Below are 23833 nucleotides of genomic sequence, written 5' to 3'. Positions count from 1 at the left end.
CATGCCCAAGCGCACCGACATCAAGTCCATCCTCATCATCGGCGCCGGCCCCATCGTGATCGGCCAGGCCTGCGAGTTCGACTATTCGGGCGCCCAGGCCTGCAAGGCGCTGCGCTCCGAGGGCTATCGCGTCATCCTCGTGAACTCCAACCCGGCCACGATCATGACCGATCCGGGCCTGGCGGACGCGACCTATATCGAGCCGATCACGACCGAGATCGTCGAGAAGATCATCGCCAAGGAGCGCCCTGACGCCCTGCTGCCCACCATGGGCGGCCAGACGGCGCTCAACACGGCGCTGAAGCTCGCCGAGGCCGGCGTCCTGGAGAAGTACGGCTGCGAGCTGATCGGCGCCAAGGCCGACGTCATCGACAAGGCGGAGGACCGGCAGAAGTTCCGCAACGCGATGACCAAGATCGGCATCGAGAGCCCCAAGAGCGAGATCGCGCACACGATGGAGGAGGCTTGGGCCGGCCTCGCCATCGTCGGCCTGCCCTGCGTCATCCGGCCCTCCTTCACGCTGGGCGGCACCGGCGGCGGCATCGCCTATAACCGCGAGGAGTTCGAGCAGATCGTGGGCGCCGGCCTCGCCGCCTCCATGACCAGCGAGGTCCTCGTCGAGGAAAGCGTGCTCGGCTGGAAGGAATACGAGATGGAAGTCGTCCGCGACACCGCGGACAACTGCATCATCGTCTGCTCCATCGAGAACCTGGACGCGATGGGCGTGCACACGGGCGACAGCGTGACCATCGCGCCCGCGCTGACGCTGACCGACCGCGAGTACCAGCGGATGCGCGATGCCTCCATCGCCTGCCTGCGCGAGATCGGCGTGGATACCGGCGGCTCCAACGTGCAGTTCGGCATCAACCCCAAGGACGGCCGCATGGTCGTCATCGAGATGAACCCGCGCGTCTCGCGCTCCTCGGCGCTGGCGTCCAAGGCCACCGGCTTCCCGATCGCCAAGATCGCGGCGAAGCTCGCCGTCGGCTACACGCTCGACGAGCTCAAGAACGACATCACCATGGTCACGCCGGCGAGCTTCGAGCCGACGATCGACTACGTGGTCGTGAAGATCCCCCGCTTCACCTTCGAGAAGTTCCCCGGCACGCCGGCCACGCTCACCACCGCCATGAAATCGGTCGGCGAGGCGATGGCCATCGGCCGCTCCTTCGCGGAAGCGCTGCAGAAGGGGCTGCGTAGCCTGGAGACGGGCCTCTCCGGCCTCGACGAGGAAGTCCCCCCCGGCGACGGCAGCGCCGAGGCCTTCCATGCCTCGCTGGCCATCCCCCGGCCGGACCGCATCCTCACCGTCGCCCAGGCGCTGCGCGCCGGCGTTTCGGTCGAGGACATCCACGCCGCCACCAAGTTCGACCCGTGGTTCATCCGCGAGATCGGGCGCATCGTGGACGCCGAGAAGGAGATCCGCGCCAAGGGCCTGCCCACCACCGCGCAGACGATGCGCCGGGTGAAGGCGCTCGGCTTCTCGGACAAGCAGCTCGGCAAGCTCATCGGCAAGGCCGAGGCGGAGGTGACCGCCCTGCGCGAGAAGCTCGGCGTGCGGCCGGTCTACAAGCGCATCGACACCTGCGCCGCCGAATTCGCCTCCGACACGCCCTACATGTACTCGACCTATGAGGGCGGCTTCGGCGAGCCTGTCTGCGAATCCCGGCCCACGGACCGCAAGAAGGTCGTCATCCTCGGCGGCGGGCCGAACCGCATCGGCCAGGGCATCGAGTTCGACTATTGCTGCGTCCATGCCTGCTACGCGCTGAAGGAAGCGGGCTTCGAGACCATCATGGTCAACTGCAATCCGGAGACGGTCTCCACCGACCCCGAGACGGCCGACCGGCTGTACTTCGAGCCGCTGACCGCCGAGGACGTGATCGCCCTCATCCGCAAGGAGCAGCAGAACGGCACGCTGCTCGGCTGCATCGTGCAGTATGGCGGGCAGACGCCGCTGAAGCTGTCCCAGGCGCTGGACAAGGCGGGCATCCCCATCCTCGGCACCTCGGCCGAGGCCATCGACATCGCCGAGGACCGCGAGCGCTTCCAGCTGCTGCTGAAGGGCCTTGGCCTGCAGCAGCCGCGCAACGGCATCGCCCGCACGCTGGACGAGGCCGAGGCCGAGGCCGCGCGCATCGGCTACCCCGTCGTGGTGCGCCCCAGCTACGTGCTGGGCGGCCGCGCGATGGAGATCGCCTATAACGCCGAGCAGCTGCGCCGCTTCGGCGCCGAGGCGGTGCGCGTCTCCGGCGAGAACCCCATCCTGATCGACCAGTACCTGCAGGACGCCATCGAGGTGGACGTGGATTGCGTGGCCGATGCGGATGGCGCGGTCTACGTAGCGGGCGTGATGGAGCACATCGAGGAGGCCGGCATCCATTCCGGCGACAGCGCCTGCTCGCTGCCGCCCTATTCGCTGCCGCCCGCCATCGTCACCGAGCTCAAGGCCCAGACCGAGGCGATGGCCCGCGCGCTGAAGGTACGCGGCCTGATGAACACGCAGTACGCCGTGAAGGACGGCGAGATCTTCGTGCTCGAGGTGAACCCCCGCGCCAGCCGCACCGTGCCCTTCGTCGCCAAGGCGACGGGCGTGCCCGTGGCCAAGATCGGCGCCCGCGTCATGGCCGGCACCAAGCTCTCGGAATTCAACCTGGACGATGACGCCGTGGCCAAGCACGTCGCGGTGAAGGAAGCGGTCTTCCCCTTCAACCGCTTCCCCGGCGTGGACGTGCTGCTTGGGCCAGAGATGAAGTCCACCGGCGAGGTCATGGGCCTCGACACCAGCTTCGAGCGCGCCTTCCTCAAGTCGCAGCTCGGCGCCGGCGTGAAGCTGCCGGAGAGCGGCACGGCCTTCGTCTCGGTGCGCGAGAGCGACAAGGCCGCGGCCGTCACCATCGCCCGGCGGCTGGCCGGCCTCGGCTTCAAGCTGATGGCCACCCGCGGCACGGCGGCGCGGCTGCGCGAGGCCGGGCTGGAGGTCCAGGTGGTGAACAAGGTGCTGGAGGGCCGCCCACACTGCGTGGACGCCATCAAGTCCGGCGAGATCCAGCTGGTGATCAACACCTCGGGCGGCGGCCGCAGCGTGACGGACAGCTTCGATATCCGCCGTTCGGCCCTCACGCAGGGGGTGCCGCACTACACGACCATCGCCGGCGCGCGGGCCGCGGCGGGGGCGATTGAGGCGCTTCGTGCGGGAACACTTGATGTGGCGCCGCTCCAATCCTACTCTACTGCGTCATTCTGACATTCGGGGGGAGGCGATCAAGCTTCCCCTCTCCTCCCTGCTCGTCGGCGTTTTTCGCAACGGGGTTGCCGACGGGGGAGGCATTGCTGCGAAGGAAGACCCTGCCGTGCAGAAGTTCCCGATGACCGCCGAAGGGCTGGCCAAGCTGGAAGAGGAACTGAAGCAACTGAAGTCCGTGGAGCGCCCCGCGATTATCGTGGCGATTGCGGAGGCACGCGCGCATGGCGATCTCTCCGAGAACGCCGAATATCATGCCGCGCGCGAACGCCAGTCCTTCATCGAGGGCCGCCTGGCGGAACTCGAATCCATCATCCCCTCGGTCGAGGTGATCGACGTCTCCAAGATGAGCGGCAGCCAGGTGCGTTTCGGCGCCCGGGTGACCATCGTCGACGAGGAGACCGAGAAGGAGACGACCTACCGCATCGTCGGCCAGTACGAGGCCGACATGAAGGCGGGCTCGATCTCGCTCTCCTCCCCGCTGGCCAAGGCCCTGATGGGCAAGTCGGTGGGCGACAGCGTGGAGGTGCCCGCCCCCGGCGGCGCCCGCGCGATCGAGATCACCGCCGTCGCGTTCTCCTGAACCGATGCCCGTTTCATTGGCTGATGTGCGCGCCGCCGCGGCGCGCATCCAGGGGCGTGTGCTTCGCACGCCCAGCATCCAGAACCCGGCGGTAGACGCCGCCTGCGGCGCGCAGGTGCTGCTGAAGCTGGATAACCTGCAGGCCATCGGGGCCTTCAAGGAACGCGGCGCCGCCAACCGGCTGGCGCTGCTGACCGAGCGGGAGCGCACGGCCGGCGTCATCGCCATGTCGGCCGGCAACCACGCCCAGGCGGTCGCCCGGCATTCGACGCTGCTCGGCGTCGCGGCCACCATCGTCATGCCGAAGTTCACCCCGGCGACGAAGGTCGTCCGGACCGAGCGCTTCGGCGCCCGCGTGGTGCTGCACGGCGAGACGCTGGCAGAGGCCGCGGCCCATGCCCATCAGCTCGCGCGCGAGCAGGGCCTGACCTTCATCCATCCCTATGACGACCCCGCGGTGATCGCCGGCCAGGGCACCATGGCGCTCGAGATGTTCGAGGACGCGCCGGAGCTCGACGCCATGATCCTGCCCGTGGGCGGCGGCGGCATGGTGGCGGGCTGCGCCATCGTCGCGGCCGAGCTGCGGCCGGGCGTGAAGGTCTTCGGCGTCGAGGTCGAGGGCTACCAGGCCATGCGCCAGCGCCTCGCCGGCCGGCCCGTCAGCGTGGGCGGCCCGACCATCGCCGAGGGCATCGCCGTGCGCGACGTGGGCGAGATGCCGGTCGACATCCTGCAGCGCCTCGGCATCGAGGTGCTGATGGTGCCGGAGCGCGCCGTCGAGCAGGCCATCGCCCTGCTGGTCGAGGGCGCCAAGACGGTGGCCGAGGGCGCCGGCGCCGCAGGCGTCGCGGCCCTGCTGACCTACCCGGACCGGTTTGCCGGCCAGCGGGTCGCCACGCCGGTCTGCGGCGGCAATATCGACCCGCGCATGCTCTCCAACGTCCTGCTGCGCAACCTGCTGCGGGACGGGCGGCTGCTGCGGCTGCACCTGGACATCCCGGACCGTCCGGGCGTGCTCGCCGACATCGCGACGCGCGTCGCGGCCGCCGGGGGCAATGTCATCGAGGTCAGCCACCAGCGCCTCTTCGCAGCCCCCTCCGTGCAGACGGCGGAGCTGGAGCTCATGATCGAGGTGCGCGATCGCGCCCAGGCGGATGCCATCGTGGCGGCCCTGGAAGCCGGCGAATACGTCGTCCGGCGGGGCTGAGCCCCGGCCGGCGGCCGCCAAGACCAGGGCACCCGTTCAGGGAATCCGGCCGCACAGCGGCCGGCGCCGCCCCAGTGACCTACCGGCCTGGCGCTCCGTAGCGCGGCGAAGCCAGGCGCCCGAAGGGCGCGCCGGCGCCTGAGGTCCGATTAAAACGGCACGCCGGCCGCGTTCTTGCCCGTCCGGATGGTCTGCAGGGTCTGGACCTTCAGCACATTCGCCGCGCTGGTCAGCCGGTTCGTCAGCTCGTTCTCGTGCGGCGTGCCACGAGCCACGAGGCGCAGCAGGAAGTCGCCCCCGCCGCGGATCATGTGGCACTCCCGCACCTCCGGCCAGGCGACCACATCCGCCTCGAAGGCGTCGAGCACGGCCTGCTTCTGGCTCTCCAGCCCGACGATGGCGAAGAAGGTGACCTCGAAGCCGAGCGCGGCCGGCTCCACATCGGCGTGATAGCCGCGCAGGACCCCGGCCTCCTCGAGCCGGCGCACCCGGCGGAGACAAGGCGGCGCCGAAAGGCCCACGCGACTCGCGAGCTCCACGTTCGTGATCCGCCCATCTGCCTGAAGCTCAGCGAGAATTCGCAGATCGATCGCGTCCAGCTCTGCCATGTGTCCCCAAACCGTTTTACGGCGCGTAGATTCATTGCCCGATATAAGATTACTGCGCAATATCATTGCGGAAGCGCGGATATGCAAGCCGCAGCCTTGTCCCGCAGGGCAAGATGGGCAGATATGCGTCCAACACACGCCATCACCGGATTCAATCGTGCCCGCTATATTGTCGACCCGTCTCCTCATCATCGGCGCCGGTCCCGCCGGCTACACCGCCGCCATCTATGCGGCCCGGGCGGGTCTCAAGCCCGTTCTCGTCGCCGGCATGCAGCCCGGCGGGCAGCTCACCATCACGACCGACGTCGAGAATTATCCGGGCTTCGCCACGGGCGTTCAGGGTCCGGAGCTCATGGAGCAGATGCGGGCGCAGGCGGAGCATGTCGGCACGGAGCTGAAGTACGACATCGTCACCAAGGTGGACCTCTCGCGTCGGCCCTTCCGCGCCGAATGCGACAGCGGCGACACCTATCTGGCCGAGTCCGTGGTCATCGCCACCGGCGCCCAGGCCCGCTGGCTGGGCATTCCGGGCGAGCAGGAGCTCTCGGGCTTCGGCGTCTCGGCCTGCGCGACCTGCGACGGCTTCTTCTTCCGCGGCAAGGACGTCGCGGTGATCGGCGGCGGAAATTCCGCCGTGGAGGAAGCGCTTTACCTCTCGAACCTTGCCTCGCATGTCACACTGGTGCATCGCCGCGACACGCTGCGGGCCGAGCGAATCCTGCAGCAGCGGCTCTTCGCCAAGGAGAACATCACCGTGCTGTGGGACATGGCGACCGAGGAGATGCTCGGCACCGATGCCGGCCGCCCCGTCGCCCGCGCGCTGAGCCTGCGCCACGTGAAGACGGGCGAGCGCCGCGAGCTGGCGGTGGACGGGATCTTCGTCGCCATCGGCCATGATCCCGCGACCGCGCTGTTCCGCGGCCAGCTCGACATGGACGAGTCGGGCTACCTCGCCGTCTCCCCTGGCGGCACGCGAACCAATATCGCCGGCGTCTTCGCCGCCGGCGACGTGGCGGATAAAATCTACCGCCAGGCCGTTACCGCCGCCGGCACGGGCTGCATGGCAGCCCTTGATGCGGAAAAATTCCTGGCGGAGCAGGAACACGCCCAAGAGAAGGCCGTCGCCTGATGCCATTGGACTGGGACAAGCTCCGCGTTTTCCACGCGGTCGCCGAAGCGGGAAGCTTCACGCATGCCGGCGAGACGCTCGCGCTCTCGCAATCCGCGGTCTCGCGGCAGATCCAGGCCCTCGAGGAGGCGCTGTCGGTTCCGCTGTTCCACCGCCATGCCCGCGGCCTGATCCTCACCGAGGCCGGCGAGACGCTCAACCGCACCGTGCGGGACGTCTTCGCCAAGCTCGCCATGACCGAGGCGCTGCTGACCGAGGGCCGGGAACGACCAGCAGGGCGGCTGAAGGTGACCACGACCACCGGCTTCGGCGGGTCCTGGCTGTCGCCGCGCCTGCACCGCTTCCTGGAAGCCTATCCGGAGATCAACGTCTCCGTGGTGCTGGACGATGCCGACCTCGACCTCGCCATGCGCGAGGCGGATGTCGCCATCCGCATGCACGCCCCGCGTCAGCCGGACCTGATCCAGCGGCACATCGCCACCTTCGCGTGGCGGGTCGTGGGCAGCGCCGACTACCTCAAGAAGCAGGGCATCCCGCAGCGGCAGGAAGACCTGGACGCGCACCGCCTGATCATCTGGGGCGACTACCGCCCGCCGGTGGAGGACATCAACTGGCTCGCCGAGGTGGGCCGCCGCCCCGGCCAGGCGCGCCGCGGCACGGTCGAGGTGAACAGCCTCAACGGCATGCTGCGCGCGGTGCAGTCGGGCCTCGGCCTCGCCGCCCTGCCGGACTACATGGGCCACGAGCTCGAAGGCCTCGTGACCGTGCTGCCGGAGCTGAAGGCGCCCAAGATCAATGCATATTTCGTCTATCCGGAAGAAATGCGGTCGTCGAAGCGCGTATCGGTCTTCCGCGACTTCCTGGTCTCGGAACTGACCGGGAACAGCAACTGAAGCCCTGCATGCATTTCGTGCAATGCTGACTCAAGGAAAGCCATCTTACACAGAGTTCAAAACCGTCTAAATTCGTAGGCATCGATGCTTCGGCGTCGATAGGGTCTCCCGATCCTGCGTCTTCCAGACGTGAAGTCTCCCTGTATGACTGCCCCGCTTGGCGAAAGCCTCGCGGGGCTTCTTTTTTGTCTGGTCCATCCGACAATTCTCCTCCAAGGGGAGATGGTGCGGCCCTTCGCTGGCGAAGCTGAGATCCGGACTGGCAGGCGCAGGGCTTTTTACTGTAATTTCAGACAAAATTTGCCGACCCGCCATGAAATTGGCCCGGTTTCAGCTGGAACATCCCGACGGCCGCTTTCGGCCCTGGGAGGACGGATGCGCAGCAGCGCGAGGACGGGCACGGCATGATCTTCCGCTTCTGGACAACGATCATCCTCGTGATGGCCTGCTGCCTGGCGCTGGGCACCGGCCTGATCCTTCAGTCCCATCGCGACCTGCAGGCCAGCCGGCGCAGCCTGGACAGCCTGGCCGCCTTCCGCATCGCCCTCGACGTCGCCAACCGGGTCTCGGCGGAGCGTGGTCCGTCCAATCGGGTGATGAGCGAGGATCCCGACCCCGACGGCCCCTCCTTCCGACTTCTGCGCGACGCCCGCGCCGCGACCGATGCCGTCATCGAACGGGCTGCGGGGACGCCGGCCCTCGCGCTCTCCATCCCCCCACTCCGGCGGGCCCTGGCGACCGCCCGCCGCGAGGTCGATCGGCTGGGCGACCTCGCGGTCGCCGCCTATGGCATGGAGGATGTCGGCGCCGCGGCGGAAGGCATGTTCTCGGCCTATGATGCGACGCGGCTGCTCATCGACCGCGGCATCGAGGTCCTGCTGGACACGGAGACCGATGTCGTGGGCCGCGCGCTGGTGATGCGCATGCTGAGCGAGCTCCGGGATTTCGCGGGGCGGCTCGGCTCCTATCTCGTCATCCCGATGGTCCATGGGCAGCCGATCGCCCCTCAGGACCTCCTGGCCTTCCACCGTACCGAAGGTCGGGTCCGCGAGCTCTGGCAGCTGGCGTCGCAGCTGACCGGCCCGAGCAGCGATCGCGCCACCCGCGAGGCCCATGCGGCGGTCGCCGCGCGCTTCATGGGCGAGGGGATGGATCTCCTGACGCGTTCCATCGATGAGGCGCAGTCGGGCGCCTATACCATGACCGCGACGGATCTGACCGCCTCCATCGTGCCGACCTTCCGGCCGCTCGAGGAACTGCGCGACGCCTATATCGACGCGACCATCGCCCTCCTGGAGACCCGTGCGGCGGCCGCACGACGGTCGCTCTTCTTCGTCGCAGCCGTCTCCGGCCTCGCGCTGATGCTGGTGCTGCTGCTGCTCGTCGCCAGCCAGACCCGCGTCTTCCGCCCCCTGCTCCGCGCCCGCCACAGGGTCGTCGAACTGGCCGACGGCAAGCTCGACGAGACCGCCGAACACACCCCGCCGCACGGCGAGATGCGCGACCTCTACGACGCGCTGGCCTCGCTGCGCACCAAGCTGATCGAGCGCATGGCCATGACCGAACAGCTCCGCCAGCAGGCGGAGACCGATGGGCTCACCGGCGCGCTCAACCGCCACGCGCTGGAAAGACTGGCGGAGAAGATGACCCAGGCGGGCGACGCCTCGCAGCGCATCAGCACCATCATGCTCGACATCGATCACTTCAAGAAAATCAACGACACCTTCGGCCATATGAGCGGGGACGAGGTGCTGAAGGAGACGGTGCGGCGCCTGCGCGCCGTTCTGCGGTCGGACGATATCCTGGCCCGCTTCGGCGGCGAGGAATTCTGCGTGATCCTGGCCTGCGACGAGAACCATGCGCCCGAATCCGCGGAGCGGCTGCGGCGGGCCGTGCAGGATTTCCCCTATCAGCTCGAGACCGGGCAGACCGTGCAGGTCACCGCCAGCTTCGGCACCGCGCAGGCGGAGCGCCAGCCGGGAATCTGGCCCCGGCTGGTCGCGGCGGCGGATGCGGCGCTTTACCGGGCGAAGCTGGAAGGGCGGAACCGCGTCGCCAGCCAGGACCTGGCCTGACCGGTCGGAACGTCGCGATCAGACCTGGCGCGGCCGCGTCAGCTCCGGCACCACGAGCTTCCTGACCGCCGCCTCGCCCGCCGCCGCCACGCGCGCCGGGCCGATGGCCGCCAGCGGGTCCTCGGCATTGCGCCAGGCCTTGTACTCGTCCTCGTAGGGCAGCCCCATGCCCTCCGCGAGGAGATGCACCCAGTTCACCACCCGGATGCCGTGGTCGCGTTCCAGCCCGATCATCTCGCGGTGGCAGGAGTGGAAGATGGTGATCAGCGTGTCCGCCCCCGTCTCCTTCATCGCCGCCAGGGTGGCGCGCTGGACGTCGGCCAGGGCACCGGGGATGGGGGCCAGGGCGAAGCACATGTAGCTCGGCGCGCGATAGGCATGGTCGGCGAAGCTGACGCCCGGGATCATCGACAGCAGCTCCGGGATGATCTCGTTCACCGGCACGCGTCCGTTGAAGCCCACATGCCGGTCCACGAGGAAGCGCGCCTTCACCGTCCGGGTCAGCAGGGGGGCCAGCGCCGCGCGGCGCTCGTACAGCGCCTCGCAGAGGTGCTGGCTGTCGAAATTCTGGTCGTTGGTCTGCCCCATGAAGTCGTCGAGATTCATATGGCAGGAGGGGCACCAGGTGATGACGCGCGGCGCCCCGCTCGCGTTGAAGGCCTTCATGGTGCGGTCGCCCATGGCCTCGGCGATCGGGGGCGTGCTCTCCTTGGTGCTGCCGCAGCAGGCCGAGGGCCCGCCCACCGGCGCGGCCTCGACCCCCACCGCCGCCAGCATGCGCTCGCTCAGGCGGATGATCTCGCTGTGGCGCGTCATGTTGCAGCCGTACCAGAAGACGCTCTTGGTCATAGCCAGTCCCTCTGCTCGTCTTCGGAGAAGAGCAGCCGCGCGAAGACCTTCACGCGCGACATCGCCTCCATCGCATCCCGCTTGGGCAGCATGCCGGTCTCGTTGGCCCGGTACTTGGCCAGGCGCAGCATGAACATGGGATCGACGGCCTCGGGGCAGGCGTCGTTGCAGCTGCCGCTGCGGGTGCAGGCGGCGATCCAGCCGCGGGCCGCGGCATCGCCCTCCCCGCCCGTCAGCACGTCCAGCACGCCGCGGACGGTCTGCGCCGGGTCGGCGCCCTTGGCGTCGGGCGCGTAGGGGATCATCGGGCAGGCGTCGAAGCAGGCACCGCATTGCGTGCAGGCGGCGAGCATGCGCGCCGTCTCGCTTGCCCGCAGCGCGGCCAGGTCGGCGTGAGGCGCCGTTTTCACCAGTGGTTCACGCGGTCCCACACCCCGATCACCTCCTTGCTGCCGTCCACGACGTGGTACTGCGTATGCGCGGCGACGGTCATGCAGGTGTGGTTCGGCGCGACCCGCACCTTGTCGCCGATCCGGAAGGTCTCGCCGCCCGGCACCACCACCTCGCCGTGCTCCTGATAGGCACGGCGCATGATGGCATCGCCGAAGCTCGGTTGGCCATCGATATCCAGCATCAGGCCGAAGCCGTAATCCTTGGGCGCGGCCTCCGTGCTGCGATCCTTGCTCATGGCCATTGCGCCGGCATCGAGCAGCACCGTGCCGCGATCGGGCCGCTTGCCGATGACGCTGGCCAGCACGGTCACGGCGATGTCCTGCAGCGGATGCGTGCCGATCTGGCCCTGGAACAGGTCCCCGAACATGTAGACGCCCGCGCGCACCTCGGTGACGCCTTCCAGGCTCTTCGCGTAGAGCGCGGTGGGCGAGGAGCCCATGGAGACGATCTTCACCTTCAGCCCCGCGTCGCGCATGGCCTGGGCGGTATCGGCCACGGCCTTGCGCTCGGCCTCGGCGACCTCGGCCATCTGGGCCTCGCTGCGGCCGGCATAGGAATGCCCGCCATGGGTGAAGGTGCCGAGCATCTTCTTGCCCAGCGCCTGCGCCACAGCCATCGCCCCCTCCGGCACGATGCCGCCGCGATGCTCGCCGCTATCCACCTCGACCAGCGCCGCCAGCTGGCCGGGATGGGCGGCGATCTTCTCCGCCATCTCCACGTCGTCGGTGATGATCTTGATGCGGGCGCCCGCCGCGTTCATCGCGGCCACGCGCTCCAGTTTCTGGGGCGTGATGCCGACGGCGTAGATCTGGTCGATCCAGCCAGCCTTGGCGAAATATTCGGCCTCCGCCAGCGTCGAGACGGTGATCGGGCCGAAATCCGGCGCGGCCAGCTTCGCGACCTCGACGGACTTCGCCGTCTTCATGTGCGGCCGCAGCACCACGCCGGGATGGCGCGCCAGCGCATCCGTCATGAGCTTGAGGTTGCGCCGGAGCGCGCCGAGGTCGAGCACCAGGGCCGGGGTTTGGATGTCGTCGAGGTTCATCGGTCAGTGTCCTGGTCGATCGGCAAAACGGGCCGCGGAAGCTTCTTCCAGTCGAAGCGGGTGAGGATGGGAGAGGTCAGGCCGGGGGCATCGACCTCCACGACCTGCTCATGCCTGAAGAATTCATCGAAGCCGCCGCGGAAATGCCCGCGGGACTTCACCACCACGGCGCGGGCCTTGCCGACATCGATGCCCAGATGCTCGAGGAAGGCCGGGTCCGCGCATTGCGTGCGCTGGCTGATGACGACGACGGAGATGCCATCGATCTGGATCCAGGCCGTCTCGCCAAGCTGCATGGCCGTGCCGGCGAAGATGCCGCGGCGGCCTGTCACATGCCCGTCCGACAACGCCATTACCTTGGCCTCGGCCGCGAAGGGCCGGCGGAAGGGATCCTGCGCGGCGGAACGGTTGAAGCGCGCCTCGAAGGTCTTCCCGACACCCAGGCCATGCGCCTCGGCCGCGAGCTCCGGATCATGGATCACACCGAAGACCGCGCCCTGCACGCCGGCGCGGTGGAAGGCTTCGAGCAGCCACATGGTATTGCCGCTTCCGCCGCCGCCGGGATTGTCGGCGACATCGGCGAAGGCGAGCGGCGTGTCGCTGGTCCGCGCGCTCTCGGTCGCCTCCTCCAGGCTCGTGAGTCTGGCCACGAAACGGTCCCGCCGCGCCCAGGCGGCCTCCGCCAACTCGTCGGCCAGCCGGTCCACCGCGCCCTGATGCGTGCCGGTGACGACGGCCGTCATGCCGTTGAAGGGCGTGTCGCCATAGGCGAAGCCGGCCATGACGGAGACATTGGCGATGCGCGGATCGGCGGCCCGGCGCTCCTGGCCGAGGTTGATGACCTCGGCATAGGGGCCCTGAGCGGTGAGCAGGGACACCGTGGGCGCGACGATGGGCAGGCGGCGATGCGCGCGCACGAAGCGCTCGCCGGCGAGCAGGCGGCGCAACAGCTGCGCGCTCTCCGCGCCGCGCTCGCGCATGTCCATGTGCGGGTTGGTGAGGTAGCCGACATAGGCGTCGTTCAGCGCCACATTGGCGTCCGAGACATTGGCGTGCAGGTCGTAGCTGCAGACGAAGGGCAGCTCGCCCAGCTCGGCGCGGACCAGCGCCTGCACGGCGCCCTCCGGGTCGTCGAGCACGGTGGTGAGGCCCGCGCCGTGCATCACGCAGAAGACGCCATCCACCTGGCCGCGCAGGGCGCGCAGGCCGGCCTGCCATTCGGCCATCAGCGCCTCGAAGAAGGCGTGGTCCACCGGGCCGTTGGGCTCGGCCATGGCGAGCAGGACGGGGCGCGGCTGCCAGGGGCCGGCGGCGTCCATGTCGGTGACGAAGCCCGGCGTCTCGCCCAGCGCCTGGGGCGACGGGCTGCGGGAATCGGTCACGATCGCGTCACCGCGCAGCAGGCAGCGATAGGCAAAGTCGGCTTCCGTCGCGACGGGCGCGAAGCGGTTGCATTCGATGGAGAAGCCCAGCAGGGCGATACGCGGGTTCTTCATTTTCATACCCTCATCGCGTCGCCGGCGCGCTCGCTCATGCCCAAACTCAAATCTTCACCCCCACCATCTCGGCGTAGCGCTGCGTCGCCTTGATGCCCGTGCCGGTCAGCACCGCCACCGTCGTCTCCCGCGCCGCGATCTTGCCCGCCGCGATGAGCTTCGGCACGGCCGCCGCCGCCTGGGCCGAGGTCGGCTCCACATAGACGCCGCGCCTGGCCAGGCTCAGCGCCGCGGCCGCGATCTCCGCCTCGCTCAGCATCACCGCGCCGCCGCCGCTTTCCCGCATGGCCTGGAGGCATTCGGCGGTGCGCAGCGGCTTGGAAATGGCCGTGCCCTCCGCGATGGTCGGCTTCGCCTCGACCGGATCGAGCCCCAGCGCCGCGCGCGCGATGGGCGCGCAATTCTCGGGCTGGGCGGCGAAGATGCGCGGCAGCTTCCGGATCTGGCCCGCCCGCAGCAGCTCCGAAAAACCGATATAGGCCCCCAGCACGTTGGAGCCCGCGCCGCAGGGCACGATCACATTGTCCGGCGCCTTGAAGCCCAGGTCTTCCCAGAGCTCATAGGCCAGCGTCTTGGTGCCCTGCAGGAAGAAGGCCTGCCAGTTGTGGCTGGCATAGAAGATCTCCTTCGCCTTGGCCTCCGCGGCGTCCGCGCAGTCCTGCCGCGATCCCGGGACCAGGGTGATGGCAGCGCCCACCGCCCGGCTCTGCACCGTCTTGGCCGGGCTGGTGCTGGCCGGCACGAAGATGGTCGCCGCCATCCCGCCCGCCGCGGCATAGGCCGAGATCGCCGCGCCGCCATTGCCGGAGCTGTCCTCCAGCACGGCGTCGATGCCCTGCTCGCGCAGGAGGGAGAGCATGACCGAGGCGCCGCGATCCTTGAAGCTGCCCGTCGGCATGAACCATTCGCACTTCAGCAGCACCGTCGACCCGCCGACCTCGTGCTCCACCAGCGGCGTGCAACCTTCCCCCATGGTGATGGGTTGCGCGGGCAGGAAGGGCAGCGCGGCGGCGTAGCGCCAGATGCTGCGGATGCCGCCGGCGATCTCATCCCGCCCGATGCCGGGCAGGTCGCTCACCAGCAAGGGGGCGCCGTCATCCCCGCACCAGCGGGGGGTCTCGAGGGGGTAGGTGCGGCCGGAGCGCGGATCGATATAGGAAGGCATGGGCCGCAGGGTTGCGCGCGCGCCCGCTTCGGGCAAGCCTGCGCCTCCATGGAAAATGACCTCGTTCGTCTCGCTGTCGATCTGGTGCGGATCGACAGCCGCAGTCCCCTCTCGAACATCGCCGTCGCCGACCGGATCGAAGCCGAGCTCTCCGGTTTCGAGGTCGAGCGGCTGGACTACACCGACGCCGCCGGCGTCCAGAAGCGTTGCCTGGTGGCCCATCGCGGCGGCCCCGGCGGCTTCGCCCTCTCCGGCCACATGGACACGGTTCCCAATACGGGCTGGACGGACGATCCCTGGAGCGGCCGCGTCGCCGACGGCATCCTGCACGGCCTCGGCTCTGTGGACATGAAGGCCAATGTCGCCGCCGCGATCATGGCGGCCAAGGCCAGCCCGCGCGCCACGCTGCTCATCACGACGGACGAGGAGACGACCAAGCAGGGCGCCCGCACCATCGCCGAGCATTCCGTGCTCGCGAAGCGCGCCGAGCTGCGCGGCACCATCGTCGCCGAGCCGACCGGGCTGATCCCCGTCCGCGGCCATCGCGCGCATATCGCCTTCACGGCGACGGCCGAGGGGGTGCAGGCGCATTCCTCCACCGGCAAGGGCACGAACGCCAACTGGGCGCTGATCCCCTTCCTGGTGGAGGTGAAGGCCATGTTCGAGCGCCTGCGCAACGACGCCTCCCTGCAGGACCCGGCCTACGACCCGCCGTTCAGCGACTTCAACCTGGTCATCGACAACCATGGCACGGCCGTGAACGTGACGGCGGCCAAGGCCACGGCGCGGATCAAGTTCCGCTACAGCCATCGCATCGACCCGACGCCGGTCGTCACGGCCATGCGGGACTCGGCCCAGGCCAATGGCCTGACCCTCGAGGAGATGCGCGAGGGCCGCCCGCCCGAGCTGCCGGTGGACCATCCGCTGATCCAGCTCGCCAGCCGGATCACCGGGCAGGCGCCGCGCACCGCCCCCTACGGCACCGATGCCTCCGAGCTCCAGGCCGTCGCGCCCTGCGTGATCATGGGCCCGGGCAGCATCGAATTCGCCCATACCCCGCACGAGCAGGTGCCGGTGGCGGAGCTTGCGCGGGCCGTCACGATCTTCCAAAGCATGTTGCAAAGCTAAGACATTGGGGCGCGCCGCCCGGCGGCGATGCCCCTCCCCGGCCCGGTGGCCGGAGTTCCCGGAGGAAACGGAACAAGATGGATTTCTCTTCGCTCGATCCGCTGATCAGCCCGCGGTCCTTCGCGCTCATCGGCGCGTCCGACGACGCCACGCGCATCGGCGGCCGTCCCATCGCCTACATGAAGGAGCGCGGCTTCAAGGGCGCCATCTACCCGGTCAACCCGAAGCGCGCGACCGTGCAGGGCCTTCCGGCCTATCCGGACGTGGCGAGCCTGCCGGCCGTGCCGGACGTGGCCGTCGTCGCGGTGCCGGGCGAAGCCGCCATCGAGGCCATCGACGCACTCGGCCAGAAGGGCTGCAAGGCGGCCATCGTCTTCACCGCCGGCTTTGCCGAGGTCGATGAGGCCGGCGCCGCCGCGCAGGACCGCCTGGTGGCCACGGCGAAGAAGCACGGCATGCGCCTGCTCGGGCCGAACTGCCTCGGCCTCTTCAACGATTCCATCGGCTTCTACCCGACCTTCACCGCCTCCTTCGACAGCGGCTGGCCCGTGCCCGGCGGGCGCATCGGCATCGCCAGCCAGTCGGGCGCCTATGGCACGCACCTCTTCTCGCTGGCGCGTGACCGCGGGATCGGCGCGAACATCGTCGTCACCACCGGCAACGAAGGCGAGGTCGCGCTCGGCGACGTGCTGGGCTGGATGGCTCAGTCCCCGGACATCGACGTGATCTGCGCCTATGCCGAGGGCATCCGCGAGAGCGAGAAGTTCCTGGCCGCGCTGCGGCTGGCCCGCGCCAACCGCAAGCCGATCGTGATGATGAAGGTGGGCCGCAGCGAGCTCGGCGGCGCGGCCGCGCAGTCACACACCGCCTCCATCGCCGGCGACGACGCCATCACCGACGCCGTGCTGCAGGAATTCGGCGTCGTCCGCGCCCGCAACACGGAGGAGCTGCTGGACATCGCCTATGCGGCGACCAAGTGCATCTACCCGGCCGAGAACACGCTGGGCGTCATGACCGTCTCGGGCGGCGCCGGCGTGCTGATCTCCGACGCGGCCGATGCGGTGGGCTTCCCCATGCCGGCCATGCCCCAGGCAGCGCAGGACAAGCTACGCAGCCTCATCTCCTTCTGCGCGCCGCGGAACCCCGTGGACTGCACCGCCCAGGCCATCAACCAGATCGAGATGGTCGGCGAGTTCACGCGCAGCATGGCGGTGGATGGCGGCTATTCCTCCTGCCTCATCTTCTTCTCGCAGGTCGGCGGCTCGCGCAGCGTGGCGCCGAAGATCCGCGGGCAGCTCAAGGCCGTGATGGAGGAGCATCCCGACCGGCTCTGGGCGCTGTCCATCATCGCGCCGCCGGACATGGTGCGCGAATACGAGGCCGACGGCTTCCTGGTCTTCGAGGACCCGACCCGCGCGGTGACGGCGCTGCACGCGCTCGGCCGCTTCGGCCAGTCCTTCGCCAAGGCCGAGGCGGTCGCCGGGCTGCTGCCGAAGGTGACGCTGCCCGCCCAGACGCCCACCGAGGCCGAGGGCAAGCGCCTCCTCGCCGCGGCCGGCGTCCCCGCCGTGCCGGAGCGCGGCTGCGCCGAGGTCGAGGCCGCGGTGGCTGCCGCGAAGGAATTCGGCTTCCCGGTCGTGCTGAAGATCCTGAGCCCGGACATCCTGCACAAGAGCGAGATCGGCGGCGTCCTGCTGGACATCGACAGCGAGGCCGCCGTGCGCGAGGGCTTCGCCACCCTGCTGGCCCGCGCCGCTGAGCGTGCGCCTGGCGCGCGGATCGAGGGCGTGCTGGTCGCCAAGCAGATCAAGGGCGCGGTCGAGATGGCGCTCGGCATGGTGCGCGATCCAGTTTTCGGGCCGGTCGCCATGGTGGGGCTGGGCGGCATCTTCATCGAAGTGCTGAAGGACGTGACTTTCCGCCGCTGCCCCTTCGACGCCGCCGCGGCCGAGGAGATGATCCGCAGCCTCAAGGGCTTTCCTCTGCTGGACGGCGTGCGTGGGCGCAAGAAGGCCGACGTGAAGGCGCTGGCTGAGGCGCTGGCCAACCTCTCCACCTTCGCGGCGGCGGCGGGCCCGCAGCTCGTCTCCATCGACATCAACCCGCTGCTGGTGCTGCCCGAGGGCGAGGGCGCCTATGCGGCGGATGCCGTGCTGGAGATCGGCGCGTGATCGTCGAGGAAAAGCTCCTCGCCTATCCGGTCCCGGAGATCCGGACGGAAGTCCGCTGGCAGGATGTGGCGCTCTACAACCTGTCCATCGGCCTGGGCCAGGATCCGCTGGACCGCCGGCAGCTGCCCTTCACCTATGAGCCCGAGATCCGCGCCATGCCCTCGATGGCGGTGGTGCTGGGCTATCCCGGCTTCTGGGTGAAGGCGCCCGAGACCGGGGTGGACTGGGTGAAGGTGGTGCATGGCGAGCAGTCGCTCATCCTGCACAAGCCCCTGCCCGCCTCGGGCACGCTCGTCGGCACCACCCGCGTCACCGGCATCGTCGATCGCGGCGCCGGCAAGGGCGCGCTCATCTATTCCGAGCGCGTGGTGCGCGACGAGGCGACGGGCGAGAAGCTCGCCACCATCGAGCAGACCACCTTCGCCCGAGGCGACGGCGGCTTCGGCGGCCAGCCCGGCCCGGTGAAGGCGCCGCATCCCGAGCCCGCGGGCGCGCCCGAGGTCACGCTCGACCTGCCGACGCGGCCCGAGCAGGCGGCCTACTACCGCCTGAACGGCGACCACAACCCGCTGCACATCGACCCCGACGTGGCGGCCAAGGCCGGCTTCAAGGCGCCGATCCTGCACGGGCTCTGCACCTTCGGCGTGGTCTGCCACGCGCTGATGCGCGAGCTTTGCGACTACGATCCGGCGAAGTTCGGCCGGATGGACCTGCGCTTCTCTTCGCCCGTCTATCCCGGCGAGACCATCCGCACGGAGATCTGGCGCGAGGCGGGCGGCGCGTCCTTCCGCGCGCGCGTGGTGGAGCGCGACGTGGTGGTGGTGAGCAACGGATTGTTCCGCTTCGCGTGAGACAAAGTGAGAGGGCGCTGCCCTCTCACCCCGTTCCCTGGCCTCTGACTTTTCGGGGCGGCAAGAACCTGAGGTTCTTGCCGGGGTGCTTGAGGGCCTGGCGCTTCCTCTGCGAACAAGATCGATAGGTAGCCAACACCGGTGAGCGGAACCGAACGCAGCTGCTCGGGCTATCGTGTGGTGCCGTCCCTATCGCAGGTCATCCAATCGCAAAGCGGAGCGCGACTCAGGATGTTCCCAAACCCTCCTGATCGCGGCGGCACCGGAGGCCACAATGTCGTCCTCATCCGCCGCGAGCAGCCTTCCTTCGTTCAGCAGCAAACGGCCGGCAACCATCACGCCGTCAATATTGGCCCTGTTCGCCAGTGCGACGAGCGCCCTGAGCGGATCATGCAGGGGCTGCAGATGAGGGTGCGACAGATCCACGATCGTGACGTCGGCGGCAGCACCGGCGCAAATTCGGCCGAGGTCGGGGCGGTTCAACGCCGCCGCGGCGTCGCGTGTCACCGCCCTGATGAGCTCTGGCGCTGTCGCCACGTCAGAGCGGCCAGCCAGGCATTTCGATAGCATCGCCGCGGCTCCGAGCTCCCCAAGAAGGTCCATGTCGTAGCCATCGGTGGCCACGACCGTCCTCACCCCTCGCGAAGCGAACCGCGCGTAGGGGGCCGGCACCCCCGCACGCGCCAGGGTTCGTGGGCAATTCAGGACGGTGACGTCGCGCCGGGCCATCAGATCCAGATCGTCATCGGTGCATCGCACGCAATGAGCCGCGAGGAGATCAGGGCCCAGAACGCCCAGCCAATCGAGGTACTCGGCCGGCGTGCGGCCGGAGGCCCTTTCGGCAATGGCCGCGACCTCCTGCGCGCTCTGGGCCAGGTGCAGGGTGATGGGCGTCCCCAGCTCGCGCGCGCGTCCGACAGCCAGGCGCAGCAGGTCCTGGCCACAGGTATCCGTGGCATGGGGACTCATGGCGACGCGGATGCGGCCTTCATCCTCGCCGTCCCAGCGCGCGTGGAGCGCATTCCAGCGGTCGTAGCTGTCGCTCGAGGATTCATGGGGGTCCGAATAGACATAGGGCGCGCCGTAGAAGCGCAGCCCCATCTCGGAAGCGGCGTCGAACATCTCGGGGATGCCGTCGCGGAACGGCTCCATGACGGTGGCCGATCCCCCCTTGATGAGTTGCAGGATGCCCAGGCGGGCGACCGCCAGCCGCTCCCCGGCGGACAGCATCTCGATCCCCCGAAGCGAGAGCGGCATCAGGACGCGGTAGATCAGATCGTCCAGGCTCTGCTCTGAATCGTCCGTGTGTGTGCGCGCGATGCCTTCGCTGTAGCAATGATTGTGCAGGTTGAGCAGGCCGGGCAGCACGATACGCCCGGGCCTGTCCAGCACCAGCCCGGCACGGGGCCGGCCGCGGCCGACCGCCGCGATCCGCGATCCCTCGATGGTGACCCAGTGGTCGCGGAGAACGACGGGGGTGCCGTCCTCCTCCGCCAGGACGTAGCTGCCGAAAACGGCGGTGGTCGCTGAGTCGCTCATGCCGGGCGCACGCTCCAGAAAGTGGGCGTGCCGCGGTTCACGTTCGTCACGGACTTCCGATAGAGCGTTGGCTGCCGGTAGACGCCCAGGGGATAGAAAGGCACTTCCTCGAAGGCCAGGCTCTGCATCTCCTGGCTGACCCTTTGCTGGTCCGCGAGGGTGGGCGCGCTGAACCAACGTTCCCGCAACGCCTCCATGCGCGGGCTGGTGAACCATCCGGGAAAGGCGCCGTCGCCGCGCAGGGTCGCGTGGATGGCGGGGTTCATCCAGTCCAGGGCCTGCCAATTGATGACGAAGAGGCTCCAGCCGCCCTCCTCGACCGGCGTCCGGCGGTTGCGCCGCTGCAGGACCGATCCGAAGTCGAGGGCGGTGTACTCGACGTTCATGCCCGCCTCTCGCAGCAGCCCGGCTGCGACGTCCCCCAAAGCCTTCTGCGAGAAGGAATCGGCGGGGACGAGGAGCACGACCTTCTCGCCCTTGTAGCCGGCGGCCGCGAGATCGCGCCTGACCCGGTCATAGTCGCGCGGGGCGCTCAGCGCGCCCACGCCGGCATCGCTGGCCAGGGGAGTACCCGGAGGGAAGAAGCCCAGCGGCGTCAGCTGGAAGGCGGGGTCGCTGCCGGCGATCGCCGTGACGAAGGCCGCCTGATCGATCGCGCCCATGACCGCGCGGCGGATGGCGGGATTGTCGAACGGGGGCTGCAGGCAGTTCATCCGCATCTGGCAGGTGAAGCCGCGGGGGTCGAGCACGTCGATCGTCAGGTTGCGGTTTCGCCGGAGGGTTGGAACCAGGTCGTGCAGGGTGGCTTCCTGCCAGTCCTGCTCGCCCGCCTGGACCGCGGCCGTGCCGGTCGCCGCATCCGGCATCGTGCTCCAGACGACGCGGTCGTAGTGAACGACCTTCGGGCCCGCGACCCAGTCGCTGACGCCGTCGGCGCGCGGCCGATAGCCCTCGAAGCGATCGTAGACGCTGCGGACGCCCGCCACCCGCTCGTCGGCCCTGAAGCGGAAGGGCCCGCTGCCCACCATCTCCGGCACCTGCTGGAAGGCATCGGTGTTCGCGAGGCGCTCCGGCATCATGAAGCAGCAGGTGACGGAGACCTTGCCCAGCGCCGTCGGCAGCAGCGGGAAGGGATATTTGAGGCGGAAGCGGATGGTCCGGTCATCGGAGGCCGAGAGCTCGTCGGTCGCGGCCAGCAGCGCCTCGCCGAAGGCATCCCGTTTTGCCCAGCGTCGGATGCTGGCGACGCAGTCCCGCGCCAGCACCTTCGTCCCGTCGTGCCAGAGGAGGCCTTCGCGGAGCGTGAGGTCCCAGCGCTTGTCGTCATCCGAGACGACATGCCCCTCCACCATCTGGGGGGAGATGCCGAGGTTGCTGTCCATCCCGTAGAGGGTGTCGAAGACCATGTAGCCGTGATTGCGGGTGACATAGGCACCGGTGACGATCGGATCGAGAAATGCCAGGTCGACCACAGGGACGAAGCGCAGGGTGGTCGCTGTGGCAGAGCGGAGCTGGGCCGGCATGGCCAAAGCGGGCGCCGCGGCCATGCCGCGGATCAGGGAACGACGTAGCATCTAGGGGTCCTCATCCTGAAGGTGGGCCCTGCTCGCGTTCGACCGAATGAAGCTCTTTGTCGCCTCTACCGATCTTACCTCCTGGTGGAAAGCATTTCCATTTTTGAAGAATCTGTCAATTCCCTGCGGGCTGCGGGCTGCGGGCCGCGGGCCGCGGGCCGCGGGCCGAGTTGAGGGCACCCCAGGGGTCAGCCAGGATGGAGACGCCGTTTGGGCAAGTGCGCGGGGAGACGGGATGAAGAAGCCACCAACATTCACCGACAAGGCCGAGCTTCAGGGGCCGGGCCTGGTCCGGGCGGTGGGACGCGCCTTCCAGATACTGTCAGCCTTCCAGGCGGAACAGCAGACGCTCACTCTCAGTGAGGCGGCACGCGCCATCAATCTTCCGGTTTCGACGGCATCGCGACTGCTGGCGACGCTGGAAGCTCAAAACCTGGTACGTCGCCTACCGGACGGTCGCTACACGCTGGGCGGGGCCATGCTGAGGATCGGCGCCGTCGCGTTGCACGGGGTCGACCTTTACGATCTTTCGCAAACCCATCTCGAGCGCCTCGCCGAGGCGACGGGCGAAACAGCCAATTTGGGCCTTCCCCATGGGGATGACGAAGTCCTCTATGTGAGACAGGTGCTCAGCCGTCACAGCGTCCGCCATGCGGCCTGGATCGGCCGATCTGTTCCCGTGGGACGGACCGCCATAGGCGCGGCAGTCAAGGGTCGGGTGGGGCCGCAGGGTTACTGCCTGACCCGGACGACCCTGGAGCCGGATGTCACGGCCCTCGCGGCACCCATCTTCAATGCCGATGGCCATATCGTCGGCGCGTTGAGTGTGACGGGTCCGAGCTATCGCATGGACGATGCCGCGGTCGACACGGCAGCGTCGACGCTGTTGCACGAGGCGGCTGCGATGTCGCTGCATCTCGGAGCGACAAGGTAAAAGCGAGCCTGCGCCGCGGGAGCCGGGCGATGTGATGAGGAGATGCTGCTGGTCCATTTTGGGCCTTGGCCGACGGTTTACTTGTGGTTCCGGCGCCTCGTGCGGCGCCTGCTGTTTCGCACTATTGGTAACCCGCCCTGATGGCGAGCCGAGAGAGTGCCGGCCGCGACGTGCAATGAAATGAAGGCGCGAGGGGCAGTGCCCCTCAACTCCCCCTCACCCCCGGGCGATCTTCCTGTTCTCGAGCGTCGAGAGCAACCGCACCAGCGGCCACAGCAGGATGAAGTAGGCAATCGCAGCCGCCACGATCGGCGTTGCGTTGTAGGTCACGCTCTGCGCCTGCCTCGCCTGGAACAGCAGCTCCGGCAAGGCAACCACCGCCGCGATGGAGGTGAGTTTCACCACCTCCAGCGTGTTGGAGATCAGGTCCGGCAGCACGTTGCGGAAGGCCTGCGGCAGCACCACCAGCCGCATCGCCTTGGCACGCGAGAGGCCGAGCGAGCGCGCCGCCTCCATCTGGCCGGCGGGCACGCTCTCGATCCCCGCCCGCATCACCTCGCCGTAATAGGCGCCGGTGTTGAGGAAGAAGCCGATCGCCACGGCCGTGAAGGCCGAGACCTCGAAGCCCGCGAAGGGCAGCCCCGCATAGATGAAGATCAGCAGCACCAGCGGCGGCAGGGCGCGGAAGGTGTCCACCCAGGCCATCAGCGGCCAGCGGATCCATCGCGTCTTGGCGGTGGAGAGCAGCGCCAGGATCAGCCCGCCGATCAAGCCCAGAGGAACGACGAGGGCCGAGAGCAGAAGCGTCTGCAGCAGGCCCGCGAGCAGGATGGGCCAGGCCTCGGCCAGGATCTCGACGTTGAAGAAGGCGTCCAGGAAACCCTGCATC

At 68.8% G+C, this 23833-nt stretch carries 19 protein-coding genes and 1 pseudogene; 11 read left to right on the top strand and 9 right to left on the bottom strand.

Going from position 1 to position 23833, the window contains the following annotated elements; all coding sequences use genetic code 11:
- Position 1: 1 nt before the first annotated feature.
- From carB to KHU32_RS08430, 3 genes are all read left to right on the top strand, one after another.
- Positions 2-3247: a carbamoyl-phosphate synthase large subunit gene (gene carB, locus KHU32_RS08440; RefSeq protein ID WP_213669544.1), complete on the top strand. Its 3246-nt coding sequence runs from the start codon at positions 2-4 to the stop codon at positions 3245-3247.
- A gap of 106 nt (positions 3248-3353) precedes the next feature.
- Complete coding sequence (greA, locus tag KHU32_RS08435) at positions 3354-3827, top strand: transcription elongation factor GreA (RefSeq protein ID WP_213669718.1); 474 nt, start codon at positions 3354-3356, stop codon at positions 3825-3827.
- A 4-nt stretch (positions 3828-3831) separates the two neighbouring features.
- On the top strand, positions 3832-5034 hold the full coding sequence (locus KHU32_RS08430; protein ID WP_213669543.1) for a threonine ammonia-lyase: 1203 nt from the start codon (positions 3832-3834) through the stop codon (positions 5032-5034).
- A 149-nt stretch (positions 5035-5183) separates the two neighbouring features.
- On the opposite strand, the gene KHU32_RS08425 is transcribed toward KHU32_RS08430, so the two are convergent.
- Positions 5184-5642 (bottom strand): Lrp/AsnC family transcriptional regulator, encoded by a 459-nt coding sequence (locus KHU32_RS08425; protein WP_213669542.1) that lies wholly within the window; start codon positions 5640-5642, stop codon positions 5184-5186.
- A gap of 157 nt (positions 5643-5799) precedes the next feature.
- On the opposite strand from KHU32_RS08425, the gene trxB reads away from it, so the two are divergent.
- The 3 genes from trxB (at position 5800) to KHU32_RS08410 (ending at position 9739) form a co-directional block, all read left to right on the top strand.
- Complete coding sequence (gene trxB / locus KHU32_RS08420; RefSeq protein WP_347265519.1) at positions 5800-6771, top strand: thioredoxin-disulfide reductase; 972 nt, start codon at positions 5800-5802, stop codon at positions 6769-6771.
- Positions 6771-7664 carry a LysR family transcriptional regulator gene (locus KHU32_RS08415; protein ID WP_213669540.1) on the top strand — a complete coding sequence of 298 codons (894 nt, stop codon included), beginning with the start codon at positions 6771-6773 and terminating at the stop codon, positions 7662-7664. The genes trxB and KHU32_RS08415 overlap by 1 nt, the downstream gene beginning before the upstream one ends.
- Before the next feature lie 404 nt (positions 7665-8068).
- The gene (locus KHU32_RS08410) at positions 8069-9739 is read left to right on the top strand and encodes a GGDEF domain-containing protein (protein ID WP_213669539.1); all 1671 of its coding nucleotides are present in this window, start codon (positions 8069-8071) and stop codon (positions 9737-9739) included.
- An 18-nt stretch (positions 9740-9757) separates the two neighbouring features.
- Here KHU32_RS08410 and KHU32_RS08405 read toward each other — a convergent pair whose 3' ends face one another.
- From KHU32_RS08405 to KHU32_RS08385, 5 genes are read right to left on the bottom strand one after another with little or no spacing between them, the layout of a single operon-like run.
- Positions 9758-10588 carry a heterodisulfide reductase-related iron-sulfur binding cluster gene (locus KHU32_RS08405; protein WP_213669538.1) on the bottom strand — a complete coding sequence of 277 codons (831 nt, stop codon included), beginning with the start codon at positions 10586-10588 and terminating at the stop codon, positions 9758-9760.
- On the bottom strand, positions 10585-10998 hold the full coding sequence (locus KHU32_RS08400; RefSeq protein ID WP_213669537.1) for a 4Fe-4S dicluster domain-containing protein: 414 nt from the start codon (positions 10996-10998) through the stop codon (positions 10585-10587). The genes KHU32_RS08405 and KHU32_RS08400 overlap by 4 nt, the downstream gene beginning before the upstream one ends.
- A complete protein-coding gene (locus KHU32_RS08395) occupies positions 10995-12086 on the bottom strand; it encodes an alanine racemase (RefSeq protein WP_213669536.1) in 1092 nt (363 codons plus the stop codon). The genes KHU32_RS08400 and KHU32_RS08395 overlap by 4 nt, the downstream gene beginning before the upstream one ends.
- Complete coding sequence (locus KHU32_RS08390) at positions 12083-13582, bottom strand: M81 family metallopeptidase (protein WP_249680628.1); 1500 nt, start codon at positions 13580-13582, stop codon at positions 12083-12085. Before KHU32_RS08390 ends, KHU32_RS08395 begins: the two co-directional genes overlap by 4 nt.
- 46 nt (positions 13583-13628) lie before the next feature.
- A complete protein-coding gene (locus KHU32_RS08385) occupies positions 13629-14783 on the bottom strand; it encodes a threonine synthase (RefSeq protein ID WP_249680619.1) in 1155 nt (384 codons plus the stop codon).
- Between the two features lie 12 nt (positions 14784-14795).
- Between KHU32_RS08385 and KHU32_RS08380 the strand changes: the two genes are divergently transcribed.
- The 3 genes from KHU32_RS08380 (at position 14796) to KHU32_RS08370 (ending at position 18897) form a co-directional block, all read left to right on the top strand.
- A complete protein-coding gene (locus KHU32_RS08380) occupies positions 14796-15875 on the top strand; it encodes a M20/M25/M40 family metallo-hydrolase (RefSeq protein WP_213669534.1) in 1080 nt (359 codons plus the stop codon).
- 77 nt (positions 15876-15952) lie between these two features.
- A complete protein-coding gene (locus KHU32_RS08375; protein WP_213669533.1) occupies positions 15953-18046 on the top strand; it encodes an acetate--CoA ligase family protein in 2094 nt (697 codons plus the stop codon).
- On the top strand, positions 18043-18897 hold the full coding sequence (locus tag KHU32_RS08370) for a MaoC family dehydratase (protein WP_213669532.1): 855 nt from the start codon (positions 18043-18045) through the stop codon (positions 18895-18897). Before KHU32_RS08375 ends, KHU32_RS08370 begins: the two co-directional genes overlap by 4 nt.
- Before the next feature lie 189 nt (positions 18898-19086).
- Here KHU32_RS08370 and KHU32_RS08365 read toward each other — a convergent pair whose 3' ends face one another.
- Positions 19087-20436, bottom strand: a complete 1350-nt coding sequence (locus KHU32_RS08365) for an amidohydrolase family protein (RefSeq protein WP_213669531.1) — start codon at positions 20434-20436, stop codon at positions 19087-19089.
- Positions 20433-22010, bottom strand: coding sequence for an ABC transporter substrate-binding protein (locus KHU32_RS08360; RefSeq protein WP_213669530.1), 1578 nt, complete (start codon positions 22008-22010; stop codon positions 20433-20435). The genes KHU32_RS08365 and KHU32_RS08360 overlap by 4 nt, the downstream gene beginning before the upstream one ends.
- 235 nt (positions 22011-22245) lie before the next feature.
- On the opposite strand from KHU32_RS08360, the gene KHU32_RS08355 reads away from it, so the two are divergent.
- Positions 22246-22944 (top strand): IclR family transcriptional regulator, encoded by a 699-nt coding sequence (locus KHU32_RS08355; RefSeq protein ID WP_213669529.1) that lies wholly within the window; start codon positions 22246-22248, stop codon positions 22942-22944.
- A gap of 30 nt (positions 22945-22974) precedes the next feature.
- Positions 22975-23111: pseudogene (locus KHU32_RS23045) on the top strand (IS5/IS1182 family transposase); the annotation flags it as partial.
- A gap of 49 nt (positions 23112-23160) precedes the next feature.
- Here KHU32_RS23045 and KHU32_RS08350 read toward each other — a convergent pair.
- Complete coding sequence (locus tag KHU32_RS08350; protein WP_213669528.1) at positions 23161-23832, bottom strand: amino acid ABC transporter permease; 672 nt, start codon at positions 23830-23832, stop codon at positions 23161-23163.
- Position 23833 lies beyond the last annotated feature (1 nt).

The organism is Roseococcus pinisoli (genome assembly GCF_018413645.1).
Taxonomy (GTDB): Bacteria; Pseudomonadota; Alphaproteobacteria; order Acetobacterales; family Acetobacteraceae; genus Roseococcus; species Roseococcus pinisoli.
Note: the sequence above shows the minus strand (reverse complement) of the source record. Positions and strands in the feature narration are given on the sequence as shown.